Source organism: Janthinobacterium sp. TB1-E2 (genome assembly GCF_036885605.1).
Lineage (GTDB): Bacteria > Pseudomonadota > Gammaproteobacteria > Burkholderiales > Burkholderiaceae_D > Janthinobacterium > Janthinobacterium aestuarii.
Genome location: NZ_CP142523.1, coordinates 5,187,542 through 5,205,061 on the forward strand (window position 1 = coordinate 5,187,542; position 17,520 = coordinate 5,205,061).

Consider the following 17,520-nt stretch of genomic DNA (forward strand, 5'->3'; position numbering starts at 1 on the left):
TCGCTCGCCTCTTGGTCACTTCTCAGTGCATACTATGTCGCACAGGCAATTAAATCCCCTCTGCGACAGGAGCTCCAACCATGCACGCCCTCTCCCACCTTCGTATCGGCACGCGCCTGGCTGCAGGCTTCGCGCTGGTGCTGCTGCTGTCCGTGATCTCCACCTCGTACGCGCTGTACAGCGCCCACGTGAATGCCGAAGCGACGCGGCAAATGATGGAAAAACCGCTGGCCAAGGAACGCCTCGTATCGGACTGGTACGTGCTGATCTATTCGGCCATCGCGCGCACCTCGATGATCGCCAAAAGCACGGATGAAACCCTGTCCAGCGTGTTTGCCGACACCATCGCCGACAGCACCAAACAGGGCAGCGAACTGCTGAAGAAAATCGAGGCGCTGCTCGACAGCGACGAAGAAAAAGCCATCTTCAAATCGTCCATCGCCGAGCGCGTCAAGTACCAGGATGCCAAGACCCTGGTGATGAATGCGCGCAAGGCAGGCGACGCGGCGCAGGCGGAAAGCACCTACCGCGACAGCTTCGCGCCGGCCGCCACCAAATACCAGAACAACGTCAAGGCCCTGCTGTCGCAGCAGCGCCAGGCCATCGACGCCACGGCGCACGCGATCGAGGCGGCCAACGGGCGCAGCTTCACCCTGCTGCTGACCTTGTGCGTGCTGGTGGTGGCGCTGGGCAGCATCTGCGCCTGGCTGATCACGCGCTCGATCACGCAGCCGTTGAAGGCTGCCGTGAAAGTGGCGGAAACGGTGGCCGACGGCGACTTGCGCACGCATTTCGGCAAGGCCGCCAGCGATGAAATCGGCGACCTGATGCGCGCGCTGCACGGCATGAACGAGGCGCTGCGCAAGGTGGTGTCGGAAGTGCAGACGGGCACCAACGCGATCGCCACGGCATCGGGCGAAATCGCCGCCGGCAACCAGGATTTGTCGGCCCGCACGGAGCAGCAGGCCAGCTCGCTGGAAGAGACGGCGTCGTCGATGGAAGAACTGACCAGCACCGTCAAGCAGAATGCGGACAATGCGCGCCAGGCCAACCAGATGGCGGTGGCCGCGTCCGGCGTGGCCGAACGGGGCGGCAGCATCGTCAGCCAGGTGGTCGACACCATGGGCGCCATCGATACGGCATCGACGAAAATCGTCGACATCATCGGCGTCATCGACGGCATCGCCTTCCAGACGAATATCCTGGCCTTGAACGCGGCCGTCGAAGCGGCGCGCGCCGGCGAGCAGGGACGCGGCTTTGCCGTCGTCGCCACGGAAGTGCGCAGCCTGGCGCAGCGCTCGGCCGCGGCGGCGCGCGAAATCAAGACCCTGATCGGCGACTCGGTGGAACAGGTCAACAATGGCACGCGGCTGGTGCAGCAGGCGGGCAGCACCATGGGTGAAGTGGTCGACAGCGTGCGCAGGGTGACCGACATCATGGCCGAGATCACCGCCGCCAGTGCCGAACAAAGCCTGGGCATCGACCAGGTCAACCAGGCCATCGCGCAGATGGACCAGGTAACGCAGCAAAATGCGGCCCTGGTGGAAGAAGCGGCCGCCGCGGCCGAAAGCATGCAGGACCAGGCCGCGCGCCTGGCGCAAGTGGCGGCCGGCTTCCAGCTCGAACACGTCGTCGCGGCGGCGCCCGTGCGCGCCGCGCGGCCAGCCAAGGCCGCCATTGCCAGCACGCAAAAACTCGCGCCACGCCAGTCCCAGGCCACGGCCGGCAAGCCGGCAGCACCCAAGGCGGCCGGTGCGGCGGCGCACAAAACGCCATCGCACATCGCCGGCGACGACTGGGAGGAATTTTAAGCCAGGGGGTTCAAGCCCGGTTTTCAAGCACAGTTTCAAGCGCCGTGCCGGCGGCGGCAAGGCGCTTGAAACTATTTGACAGCGGCGCCAGGCGCGCCGATACTGGTTTCAGGTGGGACTGGCGCGCCACCGCGACATGAGACAGCCGGCGCCTCCAGGGAGAGACCATGCGCCCCTATCTTGTTTCCGCCCCTTGCTTCAAGCACCTGGGCGCCGCCCTGCTCTGCTGTGTTTTGGCGGCCTGCAGCGTCACACCGCCTGCCAGCCTGCCCCCCATCTTCAACGACAGCGATTTCGCCCCGGCCGCCGCCATCGACGCCAGCCAGGTCTTTGCTATCGACGAGCCCATGCGCCAGTATGTGCGCACACAAGTGCGGCGCGAGGCGCGCAACAAGAACGACCGCGCGGCCCTGTATGACGCCCTGTACGACAAGAGCAGGCTGAAACTCGAATACGATGCGGCCATGACGCGCAATGCGCGCGAAACGTTCGCGGCGCGCCAGGGCAACTGCCTGTCGCTGGTGATCATGACGGCGGCGCTGGCGCATGAAATGGGCTTGCAGGTGCGCTACCAGGAGGTGCTCGGTGAAGAAAGCTGGAGCCGCAGCGGCGACATGTATTTTGTCGCCGGCCACGTCAACCTCGTACTGGGCCAGCGGCTGGACGACAAATCCGGCAGGTACGATGCCAAGGGCATGATGGTGATCGATTTCCTGCCGTCCGTGGAGATGGGCAGCTATCGCACGCGGGAACTCGACGAAGCAACCGTGCTCGCCATGTACATGAACAACCGAGCCGCCGAAAGCATGAGCGAAGGCCAGCTGGACCAGGCGTATTGGTGGGCCCGGGCAGCGCTGCTGCAGGACCCCTCGTTCACCGGCGCCTACAACACCCTGGGCGTGGTCCAGTTCCGCCATGGCAACCTGGCGCAAGCGCGGCGCACGTTCGCCCATGCGCTGACGCGCGCGCCGGACAACACGGTGCTGCTGTCGAACCTGGCGCAGGCGCTGGAAGCGTCCGGCTTGCAGAATGAAGCGCTGCCGCTGCGCCGGCGCCTGCTGGCGCTGCAGCCGCAGCCGCCCTTCCACTATTTCAACCTGGGCAAGGCGGCCATGCAGCAAAACGATTACGTGAGGGCGATACAGCTGTTTTCACGCGAAATCGCGCGCGACCCGTACTACCACGAGTTCCACTTCTGGCTGGCGCAAGCCTATGCGCGCCTGGGCCAGCTGGAGCAGGCCGGCAAGCAGCTGGAACTGGCGATGAGCAGCAGCACCACGCGCGGCGACCACACGCTCTATGCGGCCAAGCTGCAGCGACTGCGCGCCGTCACCACGCATTAATCTTCCAGGAACATCTGCTGCAGGTCGTTCAGGAAGCACAATCCCCGTTCCGTCGGACGGATGACCTGGTGGTCGCGGTACAGCAAGCCTTTCGCTTCGGCCGCATTGAGCGGCTGCTCGATGGCGTTGAGGGCCAGGCCCGTGCGCTCGGCGAACAGGTTCGGTGTAAAGCCCTGCGTCAGGCGCAGGGTATTGAGCATGAATTCAAAACCCATTTCCTCGCGCGCCAGTTCGCGCTCTTCCTGCACCGGGTTGCCGGCCAGCACCGCGTCCATGTAGGCGCGCGGCTGCTTGTAGCGGGCCTGGCGCAGCACGCGGTGCGGGAACGATATCTTCGAATGCGCACCCGCGCCGATGCCGAGATAATCGCCGAATTCCCAGTAATTGCGGTTGTGCTTTGCCTGGCGGCCCGGCTGCGCATAGGCCGACACTTCGTAGCGGCCATAACCGGCCTGCGCCGCGCGCGCGGCCACCATGTCGGCAATGTCGGCGCTCTCGTCGTCGTCCGGCAGCACGGGCGGATACTTGGCGAACAGGGTGTTCGGCTCCAGCGTCAGGTGGTACAGCGACAGGTGCGGCGGCGCGAACGACAGCGCCGTTTCCAGGTCCTGCCGCGCCTCGTCCAGCGTCTGCGTGGGCAGCGCGTACATCAGGTCGAGGTTGAAATTGTCGAAATTGGCGTGCGCGATCTCCACCGCGCGGCGCGCCTCGTTGTCGTCGTGGATGCGGCCCAGCGCCTGCAAATGGCGGCCATTGAAGCTCTGGATGCCGATCGACAAACGGTTGATGCCGCTGGCCCGGTAGGACTTGAATTTTTCCGCTTCGAAGGTGCCCGGATTGGCTTCCATGGTGATTTCGCAATCGGGCTCCAGTGGCAGCAGGGTGCGCACATCCGACATCAGCCGGTCCAGGCCCGCCGCCGACATCAGGCTGGGCGTGCCGCCGCCGATGAAAATCGTGTGGATCTTGCGGCCCCAGATCAGCGGCAGCGCCATTTCCAGGTCCAGCCGCAGGGCCGCCAGGTATTCGGCTTCCGGCAAGTCGCCGCGCACCTCGTGCGAATTGAAGTCGCAATACGGGCATTTTTTCACGCACCACGGGAAATGGATGTACAGCGACAGCGGCGGCAGGGCCGTCAGGTTCAGCGCGCCCGGCTGCAGGTATTTCAGGGCCGCCCCGGCCGCGCCGGAAATGCCTTCCTGCGGCGCGGGAGCGGCGCCGGGCTTGGCTGCCGACTTGGCAACGGCGCCCACCAGTTTGATCGGGATCATCGCAGCTTTTCCACCAGCGCGCGCAGGGCCTGGCCACGGTGCGACAGCGCGTTCTTTTCATCGGACGTCAGTTCGGCCGCGCACTTGCCCAGCGCGGGAAGGAAGAAATGCGGATCGTAGCCGAAGCCGCCGTTACCGCGCGGCGTGGCGATCATCTCGCCATTCCAACGGCCGTCGGCGATCACGGGCTGCGGGTCGTCCGCATGGCGCACGTACACCAGCACGCAGTAGTAATACGCGGATTTGTCGGCATGCGCCTCGAGGTCGGAGATCAGCTTGGCGCTGTTGGCCGCGTCCGACTTCGGCTCGCCCGCATAGCGCGCCGAGTACACGCCCGGCGCGCCGCCGAGCGCATTGACGCACACGCCGGAATCGTCGGCCAGCGCCGGCAAGCCCGTCAGGCGCGATGCGTGGCGCGCCTTCTGCAGAGCGTTTTCAACGAAGGTGTGGAACGGCTCGTCGCTTTCCGGCACGTCATACTCGCCCTGGGCGTGGACGGAAAAACCGATGGTCGAGAGCAGCTCGTTGAATTCCTTGAGCTTGCCGGCGTTGTTGGAGGCGAGGATGAGGCGTTGGGTCATGTCAGTAGTCCGGTTGAAGTGCCGACATTGTAAACCTTTTGCGCTCCCCTCACCTTGGCCCACCGCCGCGCTCAACGGCGGCAAAAGCGGGCTTGTTGCCCGGCGCGGCGGGCGGCGATGTGTAAATCTGTGTAAAGATTAAATGCCGAGGGCTTGCTTCTGCATGGCGATCAGATCGGCGATGCCGCCCTGTGCCAGGTCCAGCAAGCGGTTCATGCCGGCGCGGTCGAAAGCGGCGCCTTCTGCCGTGCCCTGCACTTCGATGAAGTGGCCCGCTTCCGTCATCACCACATTCATGTCCGTGTCGCAGCCCGAGTCTTCCACGTAGTCGAGGTCCAGCACCGGCATGCCCTGGTAGACGCCTACCGAGATAGCGGCGACAAAGCTTTTCACGGGGATGGCGGTGATCGCGCCGCGTGCCTGCAGTTGGGAAAACGCATCATACGCTGCCACCATGGCGCCCGTGATCGAGGCCGTGCGCGTGCCGCCGTCAGCCTGGATCACGTCGCAATCGAGGTGCAGGGTGCGTTCGCCGAATGCCTGCAGATCGAAGGCGGCGCGCAGCGAGCGGCCGATCAGGCGCTGGATTTCCTGCGTGCGGCCCGACTGCTTGCCGCGCGCCGCTTCGCGGTCCATGCGCGTGTGCGTCGAGCGGGGCAGCATGCCGTACTCGGCCGTCAACCAGCCCTGGCCCTTGCCCTTCAGGAAACCCGGCACCTTGTCTTCGATGCTGGCCGTGCAGATGACCTTGGTGTCGCCGCACTCGATCAGCACCGAGCCTTCGGCATGCTTGGTGTACTGGCGGGTGATGCGGATGGCGCGCAGCGCGTCGACGGCGCGGCCGCTCGGGCGGGATTCGAATGTCATGGGGATGTCCTGTGTGATTGGGGTTGCGGCAGCGATTCTACCACCGCGCGCCCGTCTATTTGCGGCCATGCAACAGCGCAAGGCGCAATGGCGGGCGGCGCACACATGATCCATACAATCCTGCCCCGCCAAACACAATTTTCTTTACAATGCCGTAAAACGCACACTATTCAGCAATTTCCAGGCCATCGAGCACTTCGGTCCTGTTTTGCGGCGCGGGCGGTATTGCCTGCGCTGGCTGATTAAGTGTATAAGTGACTGTATACAAGACCAAATCGGGGAATCCTTTGAGCATTTCAAGCATGACAGGCTACGCGGTTGCCACCAGCGAAGGTGCTGCAGGCACACTGACAATTGAAATCAAGAGCGTCAACTCACGCTTTCTCGACCTGCAATTCCGGATCAACGACGATCTGCGGGCCCTGGAGCCTGATTTGCGCGCCGCCGTCATGTCCGCCATCACGCGCGGCAAAGTCGAGGTACGCCTGAGCTTTGGCCGCAAGGCCGCAACGGCCGGCACGCAGGCGCTGAACCTGCCCCTGCTGACCGAACTGGCGCGCCTGCAAAACGAAGTGGGCCAGCATTTTGTCTCCGCGCCCGTCATGACGGTGGCCGAACTGCTGCGCTGGCCAGGCGTCATCGAAGAAGCGCAAGTGGGGCAGGAATCCTTGCAGGCGGACGTGGGCGCGCTGACCAAGCGCACCGTGGCCGCCTTCGTCGACAGCCGCAAGCGCGAAGGCGCGGCGCTCGAAGCCGTGCTCGTGTCGCGCATCGAAGCGATGGAAGCCATCGTCAAGCGCATCACGCCATTGATACCGCAAGTGGTGGCGGCCTTCCAGCAAAAAGCCATCGAACGCATGCAGGACGCGCTGGGTCTGGCCAGCCAGGGTTCGAATTCGGCCCTGTCGCGCCAGGACGCCATGGAGCGCATCCGCCAGGAAGTGATCTTGTACGGCATCCGCATCGACGTATCGGAAGAACTGGCGCGCCTGTCGGCCCACCTGGGCGAAACGCGCCACATCCTCACCAAGGGCGGGCAAGTGGGCAAGCGCCTCGACTTCATGATGCAGGAACTGAACCGCGAAGCCAATACCCTGGGCGCCAAGGCGTCCGTCAAGGAACTGGCCGACGCCTCGATGGACTTGAAGCTGCTGATCGAGCAGATGCGCGAACAGGTGCAGAACCTGGAATAAGGGCCAGCCTGGCCAGGCATCCTCCGTGCCGGCCGCTTTGGGACTGGCTCGCCGCCTTGCCTCTTGGTAAAATAGCGGATTGGGCGCCGCTTGCGCGAGCACCGGCGCCAACAACACGATTATTGAAAGATCCGCATGAGCCACCCTACCGCCTTCTCCGGCAGCCTGTTCGTGGTTGCCGCGCCATCGGGCGCCGGCAAATCGACACTGGTCAATGCATTGCTGGCGCAAGAGCCCGGCATCAAATTGTCGATCTCAACCACCACGCGCGCGCCCCGTCCGGGCGAGCAGCATGGCCGCGAGTACTATTTCACGACGGCGGAAGACTTTGTCGCGCGCGCCGACCAGGGCGAATTCCTGGAATGGGCGGAAGTGCATGGCAATTACTACGGCACCTCGCGCATCATGGTGGAACAGCAAATGGCCGCCGGCACCGACATCCTGCTGGAAATCGACTGGCAGGGCGCGCGCCAAGTGCGCAAGCAATTCCCCCGCGCGGCCGGCATTTTCATCCTGCCGCCGTCGATCGATGCGCTGGAAGAACGCTTGAACAAGCGCGGCCAGGACGAGCCGCACGTGATCACGCGCCGCCTGCTGGCGGCCGGCGGCGAAATCGCACACGCTCCCGAGTTCGAGTATGTTATTATCAATGAAGAGTTTACGGTCGCTTTGTCCGAACTGAGCGCGATCGTGAGAGCGGCCCGTTGCCGGTTTGCGCAACAAGCGGCCCGCAACGCATCGCTATTCGCCCAGCTGGGCCTGCACGCAGAATAATCGTCTCTGCACGCCAGTTCACACAGCACCACGCACACAAATTTAGGAGTTACTATGGCCCGTATCACAATCGAAGATTGCCTGAAGCAGATCCCTAACCGTTTCCAGCTGACCCTGGCTGCGACCTATCGCGCACGTCAGTTGTTGCAAGGCCACACCCCTAAGGTGGAAGCCAAGGACAAGCCTACCGTTGTCGCACTGCGTGAAATCGCTGCCGGTAAAGTCGGCATCGAAATGCTGAAAAAGGTCCCGATGTAATTGGGAACCCGCGTGCCGGAACAGTGCTGACCCCTGGTTCTACCGTATCCTTTATTCACACTGTGAAGCAACGCGACGTTTTATGAGTCTGACCCCAGCCGACACGACTTCCGCAGCACTGCCGCCCCTGGCCCCGCGCCAGGCGGCAAAACCGCAGGGCGCTTCCGCGCCCGGCACCGGCACGTCCGGCAGCAACACCCCCGCAGCACCGCCAGCGCCCGCCCTCGGCGTGGCCTCCGTCAGCCATCTGGCCGACAAGCTGGCCGAATACCTGTCTCCCGCCGACCTGAAGAAAGTCAAGGAAGCCTACCGCTTCTCCGACGAAATGCACCTGGGCCAGATGCGCCGCTCGGGCGAGCCGTATATCTCGCATCCGATCGCCGTCGCCGAAATCTGCGCCGACTGGAAGCTCGACGCGCAAGCCATCATGGCCGCCCTGCTGCATGACGTGATGGAAGACCAGGACGTCAAGAAGGATGAATTGATCGAGCGCTTCGGCGCACCGGTGGCGCACCTGGTCGATGGCCTGTCGAAACTGGAAAAGATCGAATTCCAGAGCCAGATCGAAGCACAGGCGGAAAACTTCCGCAAGATGCTGCTGGCCATGGCGTCCGACGTGCGCGTGATCCTGATCAAGCTGGCCGACCGCCTGCACAATATGCGCACGCTGGACTTCATGACGGCGGCGAAAAAGCGCCGCATCGCCAGCGAGACCATGGAAGTGTACGTGCCGATCGCGCACCGCCTCGGCCTGAACAACATCTACCACGAGCTGCAGGACCTGTCGTTCTCGCACCTGTACCCGATGCGCTACCGCACCCTGGCGAAAGCCGTCAAGGCGGCGCGCGGCAACCGGCGTGAAGTGGTCAACAAGATCATGGAAGCGGTGAAAAGCACCTTGTCCATGGCCGAGCTCGAGGCCGACGTCACGGGCCGCGAAAAGACCCTGTACGACATCTATAAAAAGATGCGCAGCAAGCATTTGTCGTTCTCGCAAGTGCTGGACGTGTACGGCTTCCGCGTGGTGGTGGGCAGTTTTGCCGACTGTTACGTGACCCTCGGCACCCTGCACAGCCTGTACAAGCCCATGCCGGGCAAGTTCAAGGATTACATCGCGATCCGCAAGCTGAACGGCTACCAGTCGCTGCACACGACCGTCATCGGCCCCTACGGCACACCCGTGGAATTCCAGATCCGCACGCAGGAAATGCACCGCACGGCCGAGTCCGGCGTGGCCGCGCACTGGCTCTACAAGAGCGGCGAATCGAACCCGTCCGACTTGCAGCAGCGCACCCATGCGTGGCTGCAATCCCTGCTCGACATCCAGCAGCAGACGGGCGACTCGGCCGAATTCCTCGAACACGTCAAGGTCGACCTGTTCCCCGATTCCGTCTACGTGTTTACGCCAAAGTCGAAGATCATCGCCCTGCCGCGCGGCGCCACGGCCATCGACTTCGCCTATTCGATCCACACGGGCATCGGCGACCAGACCGTGGCCGTCAAGATCAACAACGAAACCTCGCCCCTGCGCACCGAGCTGCACAATGGCGACATCGTGGAAATCATCACCGATTCCTCGTCGCGCCCCAGCCCGACGTGGCTGTCGTTCGTGCGCACCGGCAAGGCCCGTTCGGCCATCCGCCACCATCTGCGCACGATCAACCTGCCCGAATCGATCGCCCTGGGCCAGCAACTGCTGTCGCAGGCGCTGCACACCCTGAACATCGACGCCGACCTGCAAGCACCGCTGGTCGAACGCCTGCTCAACGAATCGAGCGCCAATTCCATGGACGAGCTGTACGCGGACATCGGCATCGGCAAGCGCATGGCCACCCTGGTGGCGCGCCACATCTTCGGTTTGATCGGCGGCGAAGCGGCCAGCATGCCCGTGGAACACAACAGCGGCAGCGAGCTCGACCCCGTCACCATCTGCGGCAGCGAAGGCGTCTCCGTGCAACTGGCGCCATGCTGTTTGCCGATTCCGGGCGACCAGATCATCGGCCAGCTGCGCCGCGACCAGGGCTTGCTCGTGCACACGAGCGACTGCTCGCAAGCGAAACGCCAGCGCGCCAAGGAACCGGACCGCTGGATCGCCGTGCGCTGGGGAACCGAACTGAACCGCCGTTTCGACTGCCGCATCAAGGTGCTGATCAACAGCGAACGGGGCATCCTGGCCCGCGTGGCCGCCGAAATCGGCGAATCCGACGCCAACATCATCTATGTCGGCATGGACGAAGACAAGGACAACGTCCTCGACCAGCTGCGCTTCACCGTGCAAGTCAAGGACAGGGTCCACCTGGCCGCCCTGCTGCGCAATGTGCGCAGAGTGGCCGGCGTGAACCGCATCCTGCGCGAACGTAACTAGCCCTGGGGTCAGACCCGCCGGGTCTGACCCCAAGCTTACGCCTGCGGCTGATCTCCGCGTTCTGCAACATGTCGCAAAAAATCCTGATCACCAAGTGCAAATTCGGCATTGATACTGGCGCGCAACTGACTCAAATCTCTCAACGACCAATCCCGTTGAAAAAGTTCACGATAGGCAGCCTGTGCTTCCACCTGACTTCTCCCCAAACGCCAATACAGCGGATGTGCAGTTACCAGGCTATCAAGCTCGCCACACGCGTTACAGCGATAGCTGGACCAACGATACGCTCCTGGCAAGTCAACCATCCCAGCACGAACCGGATTGAGTTCGATATAACGCTGACAAACCAGTAGGTATAACTCATCTTGCACCAGGCAAGACTTATAACGGCCATCCCATATGCTTCCAGTCCTTCCGTAACGCCAATTGAAGTATTGCGCAAGCGATTTCATTAAACCAGAGGGAATAGTGGAAGTGTCTGCTGACAACAGCAAATGCACATGATTTGTCATGAGTACATAAGCATGGATTCTGCATGGATTCGCTTGCAACGCCTGGCTCAAATAAGACAAATATCGCAGGTAATCATCGGCATCAAGGAAACATGCTTGCCTGTCCGCCCCTCGCTGCACCACATGCAAGGGCATTCCAGGCAAAAACAAGCGCGCGGTGCGAGCCATGGCAGCTCCTCACAAAAAAGGAGCTTTCATTTTGGCGGAACACGCCGCTTGCCACCCTGCGTCACCGCAAACTACCCTTCCCCCGGCGCCGGATACGTCACTTCCAGCAACTCCAGTTCCTGCTCGCCCAGCGGCGTGGTGAGGGTGATCACGTCGCCTTCGCGCGCCTTGGTGATGGTGCGGGCCATGGGTGAGACCCAGCTGATCTTGCCGTTCAGGGGATCGAACTCGTCGATGCCGACGATGGTGATGGTGTGCGTTTCGCCATCTTCCGTGCGATATTTGACGGTGGCGCCAAAGAACACCTGGTCGTTGCCATGGTGCACGCTGGGGTCGACGATGGCGGCCAGGTCCATGCGCTTGGTGAGGAAGCGGATGCGGCGGTCGATTTCGCGCAGGCGGCGTTTGCCGTAGATATAGTCGCCATTTTCCGAACGGTCGCCATTCGACGCCGCCCAATGGACGATGCGCACCACTTCCGGACGGTCGACGTCGATCAGCTGCAGCAGCTCTTCCTTGATGCGCTGGTAACCGGCGGGCGTGATGTAGTTCTTGGCACCGGCGGGAATGGCCAGCGCCAGCGCGGCCGCTTCTTCATCGTCGTCGTTGTCGGATTCTTTTACAAAGGCTTTATTCATCTGTCTATTGTAGCCCCGCCAGGGAGCCACGGGCACACGGGATGCGGGGGCAAGCGGGCTTTTTTGACGTATCATCGTGGCAATCGCGGCAAACCTGCGCCGCACACGGAGACGGATGAAAAAATTCTACAGAGTCAGGCGCTGGCTGTTCGCGCCGCTGGTCTACCTGGCCGCCATCTTCCTGCTGATCGAGGAATGGCTGTGGGCGACCGGGGCACGCATCATGCAGGTGATCGCGCAATTTCCGCCCCTGCATGCGCTCGAAGCGTGGATCAAGCGCCTGCCGCCGTACTGGGCGCTGGCCATCTTCGTGCTGCCGGCCGTGCTGCTGTTTCCCGTCAAGCTGCTGGCCCTGCTGGCGATCGCGCGCGGCCATGCGTTTTCCGGCATCGGCGTGATTGTCATCGCCAAGCTGGGCGGCGCGGCCGCCGTCGCGCGCCTGTACAGCCTGACGCGCCCTACCCTGTTGAGTTTGCCATGGTTTGCGCACTGGCATGGCCTGTTCATGGAAACCAAGGACCGCTGGATCGCCCGCCTGCGCGCCACGCGTCCATGGCGCCGAGTCAGCCGGCTGTCGGCCGCGCTGGGCCGCGCCCGCCGTGCCTGGTGGCAGCGCTTGCGCAAAGGTACGCCAGGACGCCATAATTCCCGCCCTGCCCGGGTCCTGCGCCGCTTCGCCGCCTTCTGGCGCGCCCGCCGCTGATGAAGAAAGCCAACTCCATGCACGACACTCCCCGGCTGGCCCCCGCCATGCGCGCGGCGGCGCCGGAAATCTACCTGTACGACGCGGCCAGCTTGCAATTGCTGGACGCCAACGATGCCGCCTGCGACAACTTGCAGTACGCGCGCAAGGAATTGCTGGCGATGACGCCCTTCACGCTGGCGCCGCAGCTCGATGCGCAGCAACTGGCCGCCGTGCTGGCCACCCTGGACGACAGCATCGGCGCGCAAGCCCGGCTGCACGTGCAGCAGCGCCGCCGCGACGGCAGCCTGTATTCGCTCAGCCTGCAGTTGTCGCGCGCCCACCGCCACGGCCGCGCCCTGCTGCTGGCCGAAGGCGAAGACTTGCGCACGCCGCAGGCGACGGCCGCCGCGCTGGCGCAGGTGCAGTCGCGCTTCAACGCCATCGTCTCGAATACGCCGGGCCTCGTGTACCAGTTCTGCCTGCATGCGGATGGACGGGCGTCCTTTGCCTACCTGAGCGACGGTTGCCAGGCCCTGCTGGGCCTGAGCCCGGCACTGCTGCACGCGCGCCCTGAACTGTTTTACCAGTTGATCCTCGCCGACGACCGCGCCTCGTATCTGGAATCGATGCAGACGTCAAAGACGGCCTTGTGGAGCTGGAACTGGGAAGGCCGCATCTGGATCGACGCCTGGAAGGACGTCAAATGGATCAACCTGCGCTCCACGCCGCGCGCGCTGGCCGACGGCACGGTGCAGTGGGAAGGCATCATGACGAACATCACGGAAAGCCGGCTCGAACAGATCGAAGTGCGCCAGTCGCGCGCCCGTCTGGCCGAGCTGACTGCGCATATCGACAAGGTCAAGGAACACGAACGCACGCGCCTGGCGCGCGAACTGCACGATGACCTGGGCGGCAACTTGACGGCGATCAAGATGGCCTTGGCCATGCTGGCGCGCCGCCTGCCACCCGACGATACCCAGCTGCAGGAAAAGGCCGACTATGTCGACGCCCTGGTCGACCGCAGCATCGACGCCGTGCACCGCATTTCGCTGGACTTGCGCCCGTCCATGCTGGACCTGGGCCTGGTCGCCGCGCTGGACTGGCAAGTCAAGGAATTCGCGCGCCAGGCAGGCATCGAATGCCAGTTCATTTCGAACCGCCAGCACATCGACCTCGAGCTGGACCAGGCGACGAGCCTGTTCCGCATCGCCCAGGAGGCGCTGACGAATATCGCCAAGCATGCGCAGGCGAGCAAGGTCAGCGTGCGCCTGGCCCGGCAGCGCCAGCATATCAGCCTGTCGATCGCCGACAATGGCGTCGGCATGCGCCTGTCCGACCGCGCCAAGCCGCAGTCGTTCGGCATCCGCGGCATGGCCGAACGGGCCAGCGCGCTGGGCGGTACCCTGAGCCTGATGGATGGGCCGGGCGGCGGCACCATCCTGAGCATAAAAATCCGGCTGACCACCGCGCGAGAGGCGATAATAGCGGCTGCAGCCAGTGCGCCAGCGCACAGCGGGCCGCCGCCAGACGCGGCCTAGTGGGTGAATCAGATAGGAAACAATGCAGTCATGAAAGAAAAAGCCACCATCCGGGTATTCATCGCCGACGATCACGCGATCGTGCGCGAAGGCTTGAAGCAAATCCTCGCCGATACCAAGGACATCATCGTGGCCGGCGAAGCCGAAAATGGCCACGACGCCATCAAGCTGTTCCGTGGCTCCAAATGCCAGGTGTTGCTGCTCGACATATCCCTGCCCGACCGCAGCGGCATCGAGGTACTCAAGCAGATCAAGAAGGAAAAGCCGGAACTGGCCGTGCTGATGCTGTCCATGCACCGCGAAGACCAGTACGCCATCCGTTCGCTCAAGGCGGGCGCGGCAGGCTACCTGACGAAACAGAGCGCGCCGCGCGAGCTGGTCACGGCCATCCGCCAGGTGGCGCAGGGCTTGAAATACATCAGCGCCTCGCTGGCGCAGGAACTGGCCAACACGGTGGGTGAAGACCACGAAACGGCCTTGCACGACACCTTGTCGGACCGCGAATACCAGACCCTGGTGATGATTGCCTCGGGCAAGGCCGTGGGCGCCATCGCCGAAGAGCTGAAATTGTCCGTGAAAACCGTCAGCGAATACCGCGCCCGCTTGCTGGTCAAGATGAAACTCAAGAATAGCGCGGAACTGACGCACTACGCGATCCGCAACCAGCTGGTGGATTGACGGCAAAGCGGCATGCCCGCTGGCATCGGGCGAATTGACAGGACTTCTCCTTGCTTCTCGCACAATAAGTTCTTTGCCAACTCGCATATCATGGGGATAATGAGAAATATCTGAAAAGGCTGTGCCTACATGTCCAGTAAATTGCCATCTTCACCAGCAAGCGCTCCCGCTGGCGCCACGAATACCGCCGCCGCGGCGATGAACCCGGCCGATATCGCCCGCGAAGCGTTTCGCCGCCTGGCCACGCGCCGCATCGCCCCCACGCCGAGCGCCTACCGCGATATCTACAATGAAATCGCCGGCATCAGCGAACCGGCGGACAGCCCTGCGGCGCCTGGTGCCGTGCTGGCCGCCAGCGCACCGACGGAGAGCGGCGCGGAAAACGTCCTGACGCAATTTGCCGCCAAGATGAGCGAATCGGCGGGCGAACTGGGCGACTTTGGCAAGCGTTTCCAGCGCGCACTGAAAGCGCGCGACTGGGACAGCTATGCGCGCACCCTGGCGCAGCTGGCGGAGAAACAGGTCAAGAAAGGCGGCGGCATCGAATTGCCGCCCTTGCCGGACGGCGAACAGACGCGCACCCTGCGTGAATTGCTCAGCCGTACCTTGGGCTTTGCCGTCGCCACCTTGCTGACGGGCACGCCCGCGCTGGTGGAAGAGGCCGAATCGCTGGGCGCGGCCATCAAGCAAGCCCATACGGAAGAAGCGCTGAACGAAGCGGCCCTGCGCCTGAAACAGCTGTGCTACCAGATCGAATTGAAAAGCGGCGACACGGCCGAGCAGCAGGAATTGCTGCTGCGCCTGTTCAAGCTGCTGCTCGACAACGTCAGCCAGTTGCTCGACGACGACAGCTGGCTACGCGGCCAGGTCGATGCCGTGCAAAACCTGATCGCTGGCCCGCTCGACCAGCGCGCGCTGGAAGACGCCACGCGCAGCCTGAAGGAAGTCATCTACAAGCAAAGCCAGCTCAAGCACAGCCTGTCCGACGTCAAGCTGACGGTCAAGAACATGATGATGACCTTCATCGACCGCCTGGGCCAAGTGGCGGCCAGTACGGGCGACTTCCATGAAAAGATCGGCGGCTATTCGGAAAAGATCAGCCAGGCGGAAAATATCAGCGAACTGAACAGCGTTCTCGACGAAGTCCTGCGCGAAACGCGCATGGTGCAGAACGAGGCCTTGCGCGCACGTGACAAGATGGTACTGGCGCGCCAGGAAGTGCAGGATGCCGAGCAACGCATCCACACCCTGGAAGCGAAACTCCAGCATATGAGCGAACTGGTGCGGGAAGATCAGCTGACGGGCAGCCTGAACCGCCGTGGCCTGGACGACGTGTTCGAACGCGAGACGGCCCGTTCCGACCGCCGCGGCACGCCGCTGTGCATCGCCATGCTGGACCTCGACGACTTCAAGCGCCTGAACGATACCTACGGCCACCTGGCCGGAGATGCCGCCTTGAAACACCTGGTGAAGATCGTCAAGGAAACCCTGCGCTCGATGGACGTCATCGCCCGCTTCGGCGGCGAGGAATTCCTCATCCTGCTGCCGGAAACCACGGTCGAGGCCGCCTCATCGACGATGACGCGCCTGCAGCGCGAGCTGACCCGGCATTTCTTCCTGCACGACAACGAAAAGGTCTTGATCACCTTCTCCGCCGGCGTCGCCCTGCGCCTGCCCAACGAAGACCAGGCCGAGCTGGTCAAGCGCGCCGACCGCGCCATGTACCAGGCCAAGCAGACGGGCAAGAACCGGGTGGTGGTGGCGGAGTGAACCAATTAACTCCGTTAGTGCCGCGGCAGCGGCACCTTCTCATCATTGACTGACAATAACTAACCGCGCTGACGGCTACGCCACGAACCACGCGCCTGAGAGAAAATGGTTTTCCGCGAGAGCAATGTTAACAGCCCCATTAACATCATCGCATATGTTGATGGTTCCGGGACCGCCGATGTTAACGTTACATTCAGGGACTTCTTCTCGTCAAAATAGGTAAAATCATCCGCTATTCGCCCTTCATTCTTCGACATGATCACAAAGCTCATCGCTCCGGCATTTTTTTGATACTGCTGATTGGCAAAGTCAGTCATATCGATATATATGGTGGAATTGATGCCGGCCTTGATTTTTCCCAGCGATGCAGTGTAATCGATAACCGGCGTTCTACCACGGGTGAGCGTACCGCCATCCCAGTCATTTGACATAGCCCATATTTGCAGGGGAGCTCCATTCATATAGCTCTGCCTTGGTGAGTACGATATCTCGAACAGTGCAGATGTCACGGAATTTCCGGCAACATATGCAGGCAAGCTGAACTTTTCATACATCCTGGCTACGCCGCCATTAAACACGTTCCCCGCATAAATTCCACTATAAAAATAGGTGTTACCGTTACGTCCATTGCCGTAGACCGAAATATCTTCCATAGGAGCAATAACAACTGCTTTCGCAAAACTTTGCTGTGCATAGGATGCAATCCCCAACAATAACAGCACAGAAAAAATAATCCTCTTACATGTCATACCAGCTTCCTTCCCTTGACTATACCGAAACACATCACCTATAAGATGAAAAATTGAACCCAATAATGCTTAACGCCTTTAAAAGCAATAGGCCACGTCAATAACAATAAAAACACAACAATAATGCAAAAAATATAATTTTAAAATAATCAAAATCAAGAATACTAAAATTAGGTGGGAGAACCGATAAATTGGATAGTAGCTGAGGCCCGAACAAGAACAATTCCTACCCTGTCTTGAAACAGGTACGCTGTAACCGTAGGAAGCTGGCATCCTTAACATTGACACCAAAAAATGTCTCATTCACAACACCTCAAGA

16 protein-coding genes are annotated in these 17,520 nt (G+C 62.1%); 10 read left to right on the plus strand and 6 right to left on the minus strand.

The annotated features are described in order from the left end of the window. The first annotated feature begins 80 nt into the window (after positions 1 to 80). Both OPV09_RS23320 and OPV09_RS23325 read left to right on the plus strand, forming a co-directional pair. On the plus strand, positions 81 to 1,811 hold the full coding sequence (locus OPV09_RS23320; protein ID WP_338679495.1) for a methyl-accepting chemotaxis protein: 1,731 nt from the start codon (positions 81 to 83) through the stop codon (positions 1,809 to 1,811). Positions 1,812 to 1,978: 167 nt separating this feature from the next. Then, positions 1,979 to 3,154: a tetratricopeptide repeat protein gene (locus OPV09_RS23325; RefSeq protein ID WP_338679496.1), complete on the plus strand. Its 1,176-nt coding sequence runs from the start codon at positions 1,979 to 1,981 to the stop codon at positions 3,152 to 3,154. Here the strand turns inward: OPV09_RS23325 and hemW are convergent. From hemW to rph, 3 genes are all read right to left on the minus strand, one after another. Continuing rightward, entirely contained in the window at positions 3,151 to 4,425 is a 1,275-nt protein-coding gene (hemW, locus tag OPV09_RS23330; RefSeq protein ID WP_072455352.1) for a radical SAM family heme chaperone HemW, read from the minus strand. The two genes, OPV09_RS23325 and hemW, sit on opposite strands and share 4 nt — an antisense overlap. After that, positions 4,422 to 5,006 (minus strand): RdgB/HAM1 family non-canonical purine NTP pyrophosphatase, encoded by a 585-nt coding sequence (rdgB, locus tag OPV09_RS23335; RefSeq protein ID WP_338679497.1) that lies wholly within the window; start codon positions 5,004 to 5,006, stop codon positions 4,422 to 4,424. The genes hemW and rdgB overlap by 4 nt, the downstream gene beginning before the upstream one ends. Before the next feature lie 138 nt (positions 5,007 to 5,144). Further along, positions 5,145 to 5,873 (minus strand): ribonuclease PH, encoded by a 729-nt coding sequence (rph, locus tag OPV09_RS23340; protein WP_070303642.1) that lies wholly within the window; start codon positions 5,871 to 5,873, stop codon positions 5,145 to 5,147. 302 nt (positions 5,874 to 6,175) lie between these two features. Here rph and OPV09_RS23345 point away from each other — a divergent pair, with 302 nt between their 5' ends. From OPV09_RS23345 to OPV09_RS23360, 4 genes are all read left to right on the plus strand, one after another. Next, positions 6,176 to 7,066 (plus strand): YicC/YloC family endoribonuclease, encoded by an 891-nt coding sequence (locus OPV09_RS23345; protein WP_034753986.1) that lies wholly within the window; start codon positions 6,176 to 6,178, stop codon positions 7,064 to 7,066. 135 nt (positions 7,067 to 7,201) lie between these two features. After that, complete coding sequence (gene gmk, locus OPV09_RS23350; RefSeq protein ID WP_080753685.1) at positions 7,202 to 7,840, plus strand: guanylate kinase; 639 nt, start codon at positions 7,202 to 7,204, stop codon at positions 7,838 to 7,840. Between the two features lie 54 nt (positions 7,841 to 7,894). Then, entirely contained in the window at positions 7,895 to 8,098 is a 204-nt protein-coding gene (rpoZ, locus tag OPV09_RS23355) for a DNA-directed RNA polymerase subunit omega (RefSeq protein WP_010400723.1), read from the plus strand. 82 nt (positions 8,099 to 8,180) lie between these two features. Continuing rightward, on the plus strand, positions 8,181 to 10,463 hold the full coding sequence (locus OPV09_RS23360; RefSeq protein WP_070303641.1) for a RelA/SpoT family protein: 2,283 nt from the start codon (positions 8,181 to 8,183) through the stop codon (positions 10,461 to 10,463). Between the two features lie 35 nt (positions 10,464 to 10,498). On the opposite strand, the gene OPV09_RS23365 is transcribed toward OPV09_RS23360, so the two are convergent. After that, positions 10,499 to 11,143, minus strand: coding sequence for a transposase (locus tag OPV09_RS23365; RefSeq protein ID WP_338679498.1), 645 nt, complete (start codon positions 11,141 to 11,143; stop codon positions 10,499 to 10,501). Between the two features lie 71 nt (positions 11,144 to 11,214). Further along, positions 11,215 to 11,781 carry a transcription elongation factor GreB gene (gene greB / locus OPV09_RS23370; RefSeq protein WP_034753993.1) on the minus strand — a complete coding sequence of 189 codons (567 nt, stop codon included), beginning with the start codon at positions 11,779 to 11,781 and terminating at the stop codon, positions 11,215 to 11,217. 115 nt (positions 11,782 to 11,896) lie between these two features. On the opposite strand from greB, the gene OPV09_RS23375 reads away from it, so the two are divergent. The 4 genes from OPV09_RS23375 (at position 11,897) to OPV09_RS23390 (ending at position 16,452) form a co-directional block, all read left to right on the plus strand. Beyond that, on the plus strand, positions 11,897 to 12,484 hold the full coding sequence (locus tag OPV09_RS23375; RefSeq protein WP_338679499.1) for a hypothetical protein: 588 nt from the start codon (positions 11,897 to 11,899) through the stop codon (positions 12,482 to 12,484). Between the two features lie 17 nt (positions 12,485 to 12,501). Further along, positions 12,502 to 14,004 (plus strand): sensor histidine kinase, encoded by a 1,503-nt coding sequence (locus OPV09_RS23380; RefSeq protein WP_338679500.1) that lies wholly within the window; start codon positions 12,502 to 12,504, stop codon positions 14,002 to 14,004. A 30-nt stretch (positions 14,005 to 14,034) separates the two neighbouring features. Next, positions 14,035 to 14,682, plus strand: coding sequence for a response regulator (locus tag OPV09_RS23385; RefSeq protein ID WP_034753998.1), 648 nt, complete (start codon positions 14,035 to 14,037; stop codon positions 14,680 to 14,682). Positions 14,683 to 14,880: 198 nt separating this feature from the next. Next, on the plus strand, positions 14,881 to 16,452 hold the full coding sequence (locus OPV09_RS23390; RefSeq protein ID WP_070303640.1) for a diguanylate cyclase: 1,572 nt from the start codon (positions 14,881 to 14,883) through the stop codon (positions 16,450 to 16,452). 59 nt (positions 16,453 to 16,511) lie between these two features. Here the strand turns inward: OPV09_RS23390 and OPV09_RS23395 are convergent, their stop codons facing one another. Further along, positions 16,512 to 17,174, minus strand: a complete 663-nt coding sequence (locus tag OPV09_RS23395; protein WP_338679501.1) for a DNRLRE domain-containing protein — start codon at positions 17,172 to 17,174, stop codon at positions 16,512 to 16,514. Between the last annotated feature and the right edge of the window lie 346 nt (positions 17,175 to 17,520).

Excerpts from the sequence above, each read along its gene's own strand:
- OPV09_RS23390 (WP_070303640.1), top strand. The coding sequence starts at position 14,881 with ATGAACCCGGCCGATATCGCCCGCGAAGCGTTTCGCCGCCTGGCCACG.
- rph (WP_070303642.1), bottom strand. The coding sequence starts at position 5,873 with ATGACATTCGAATCCCGCCCGAGCGGCCGCGCCGTCGACGCGCTGCGC.
- OPV09_RS23345 (WP_034753986.1), top strand. The coding sequence starts at position 6,176 with ATGACAGGCTACGCGGTTGCCACCAGCGAAGGTGCTGCAGGCACACTG.
- OPV09_RS23375 (WP_338679499.1), top strand. The coding sequence starts at position 11,897 with ATGAAAAAATTCTACAGAGTCAGGCGCTGGCTGTTCGCGCCGCTGGTC.
- OPV09_RS23320 (WP_338679495.1), top strand. The coding sequence starts at position 81 with ATGCACGCCCTCTCCCACCTTCGTATCGGCACGCGCCTGGCTGCAGGC.
- rpoZ (WP_010400723.1), top strand. The coding sequence starts at position 7,895 with ATGGCCCGTATCACAATCGAAGATTGCCTGAAGCAGATCCCTAACCGT.
- OPV09_RS23360 (WP_070303641.1), top strand. The coding sequence starts at position 8,181 with ATGAGTCTGACCCCAGCCGACACGACTTCCGCAGCACTGCCGCCCCTG.
- hemW (WP_072455352.1), bottom strand. The coding sequence starts at position 4,425 with ATGATCCCGATCAAACTGGTGGGCGCCGTTGCCAAGTCGGCAGCCAAG.
- OPV09_RS23380 (WP_338679500.1), top strand. The coding sequence starts at position 12,502 with ATGCACGACACTCCCCGGCTGGCCCCCGCCATGCGCGCGGCGGCGCCG.
- greB (WP_034753993.1), bottom strand. The coding sequence starts at position 11,781 with ATGAATAAAGCCTTTGTAAAAGAATCCGACAACGACGACGATGAAGAA.
- OPV09_RS23385 (WP_034753998.1), top strand. The coding sequence starts at position 14,035 with ATGAAAGAAAAAGCCACCATCCGGGTATTCATCGCCGACGATCACGCG.
- rdgB (WP_338679497.1), bottom strand. The coding sequence starts at position 5,006 with ATGACCCAACGCCTCATCCTCGCCTCCAACAACGCCGGCAAGCTCAAG.
- OPV09_RS23365 (WP_338679498.1), bottom strand. The coding sequence starts at position 11,143 with ATGGCTCGCACCGCGCGCTTGTTTTTGCCTGGAATGCCCTTGCATGTG.
- OPV09_RS23325 (WP_338679496.1), top strand. The coding sequence starts at position 1,979 with ATGCGCCCCTATCTTGTTTCCGCCCCTTGCTTCAAGCACCTGGGCGCC.
- gmk (WP_080753685.1), top strand. The coding sequence starts at position 7,202 with ATGAGCCACCCTACCGCCTTCTCCGGCAGCCTGTTCGTGGTTGCCGCG.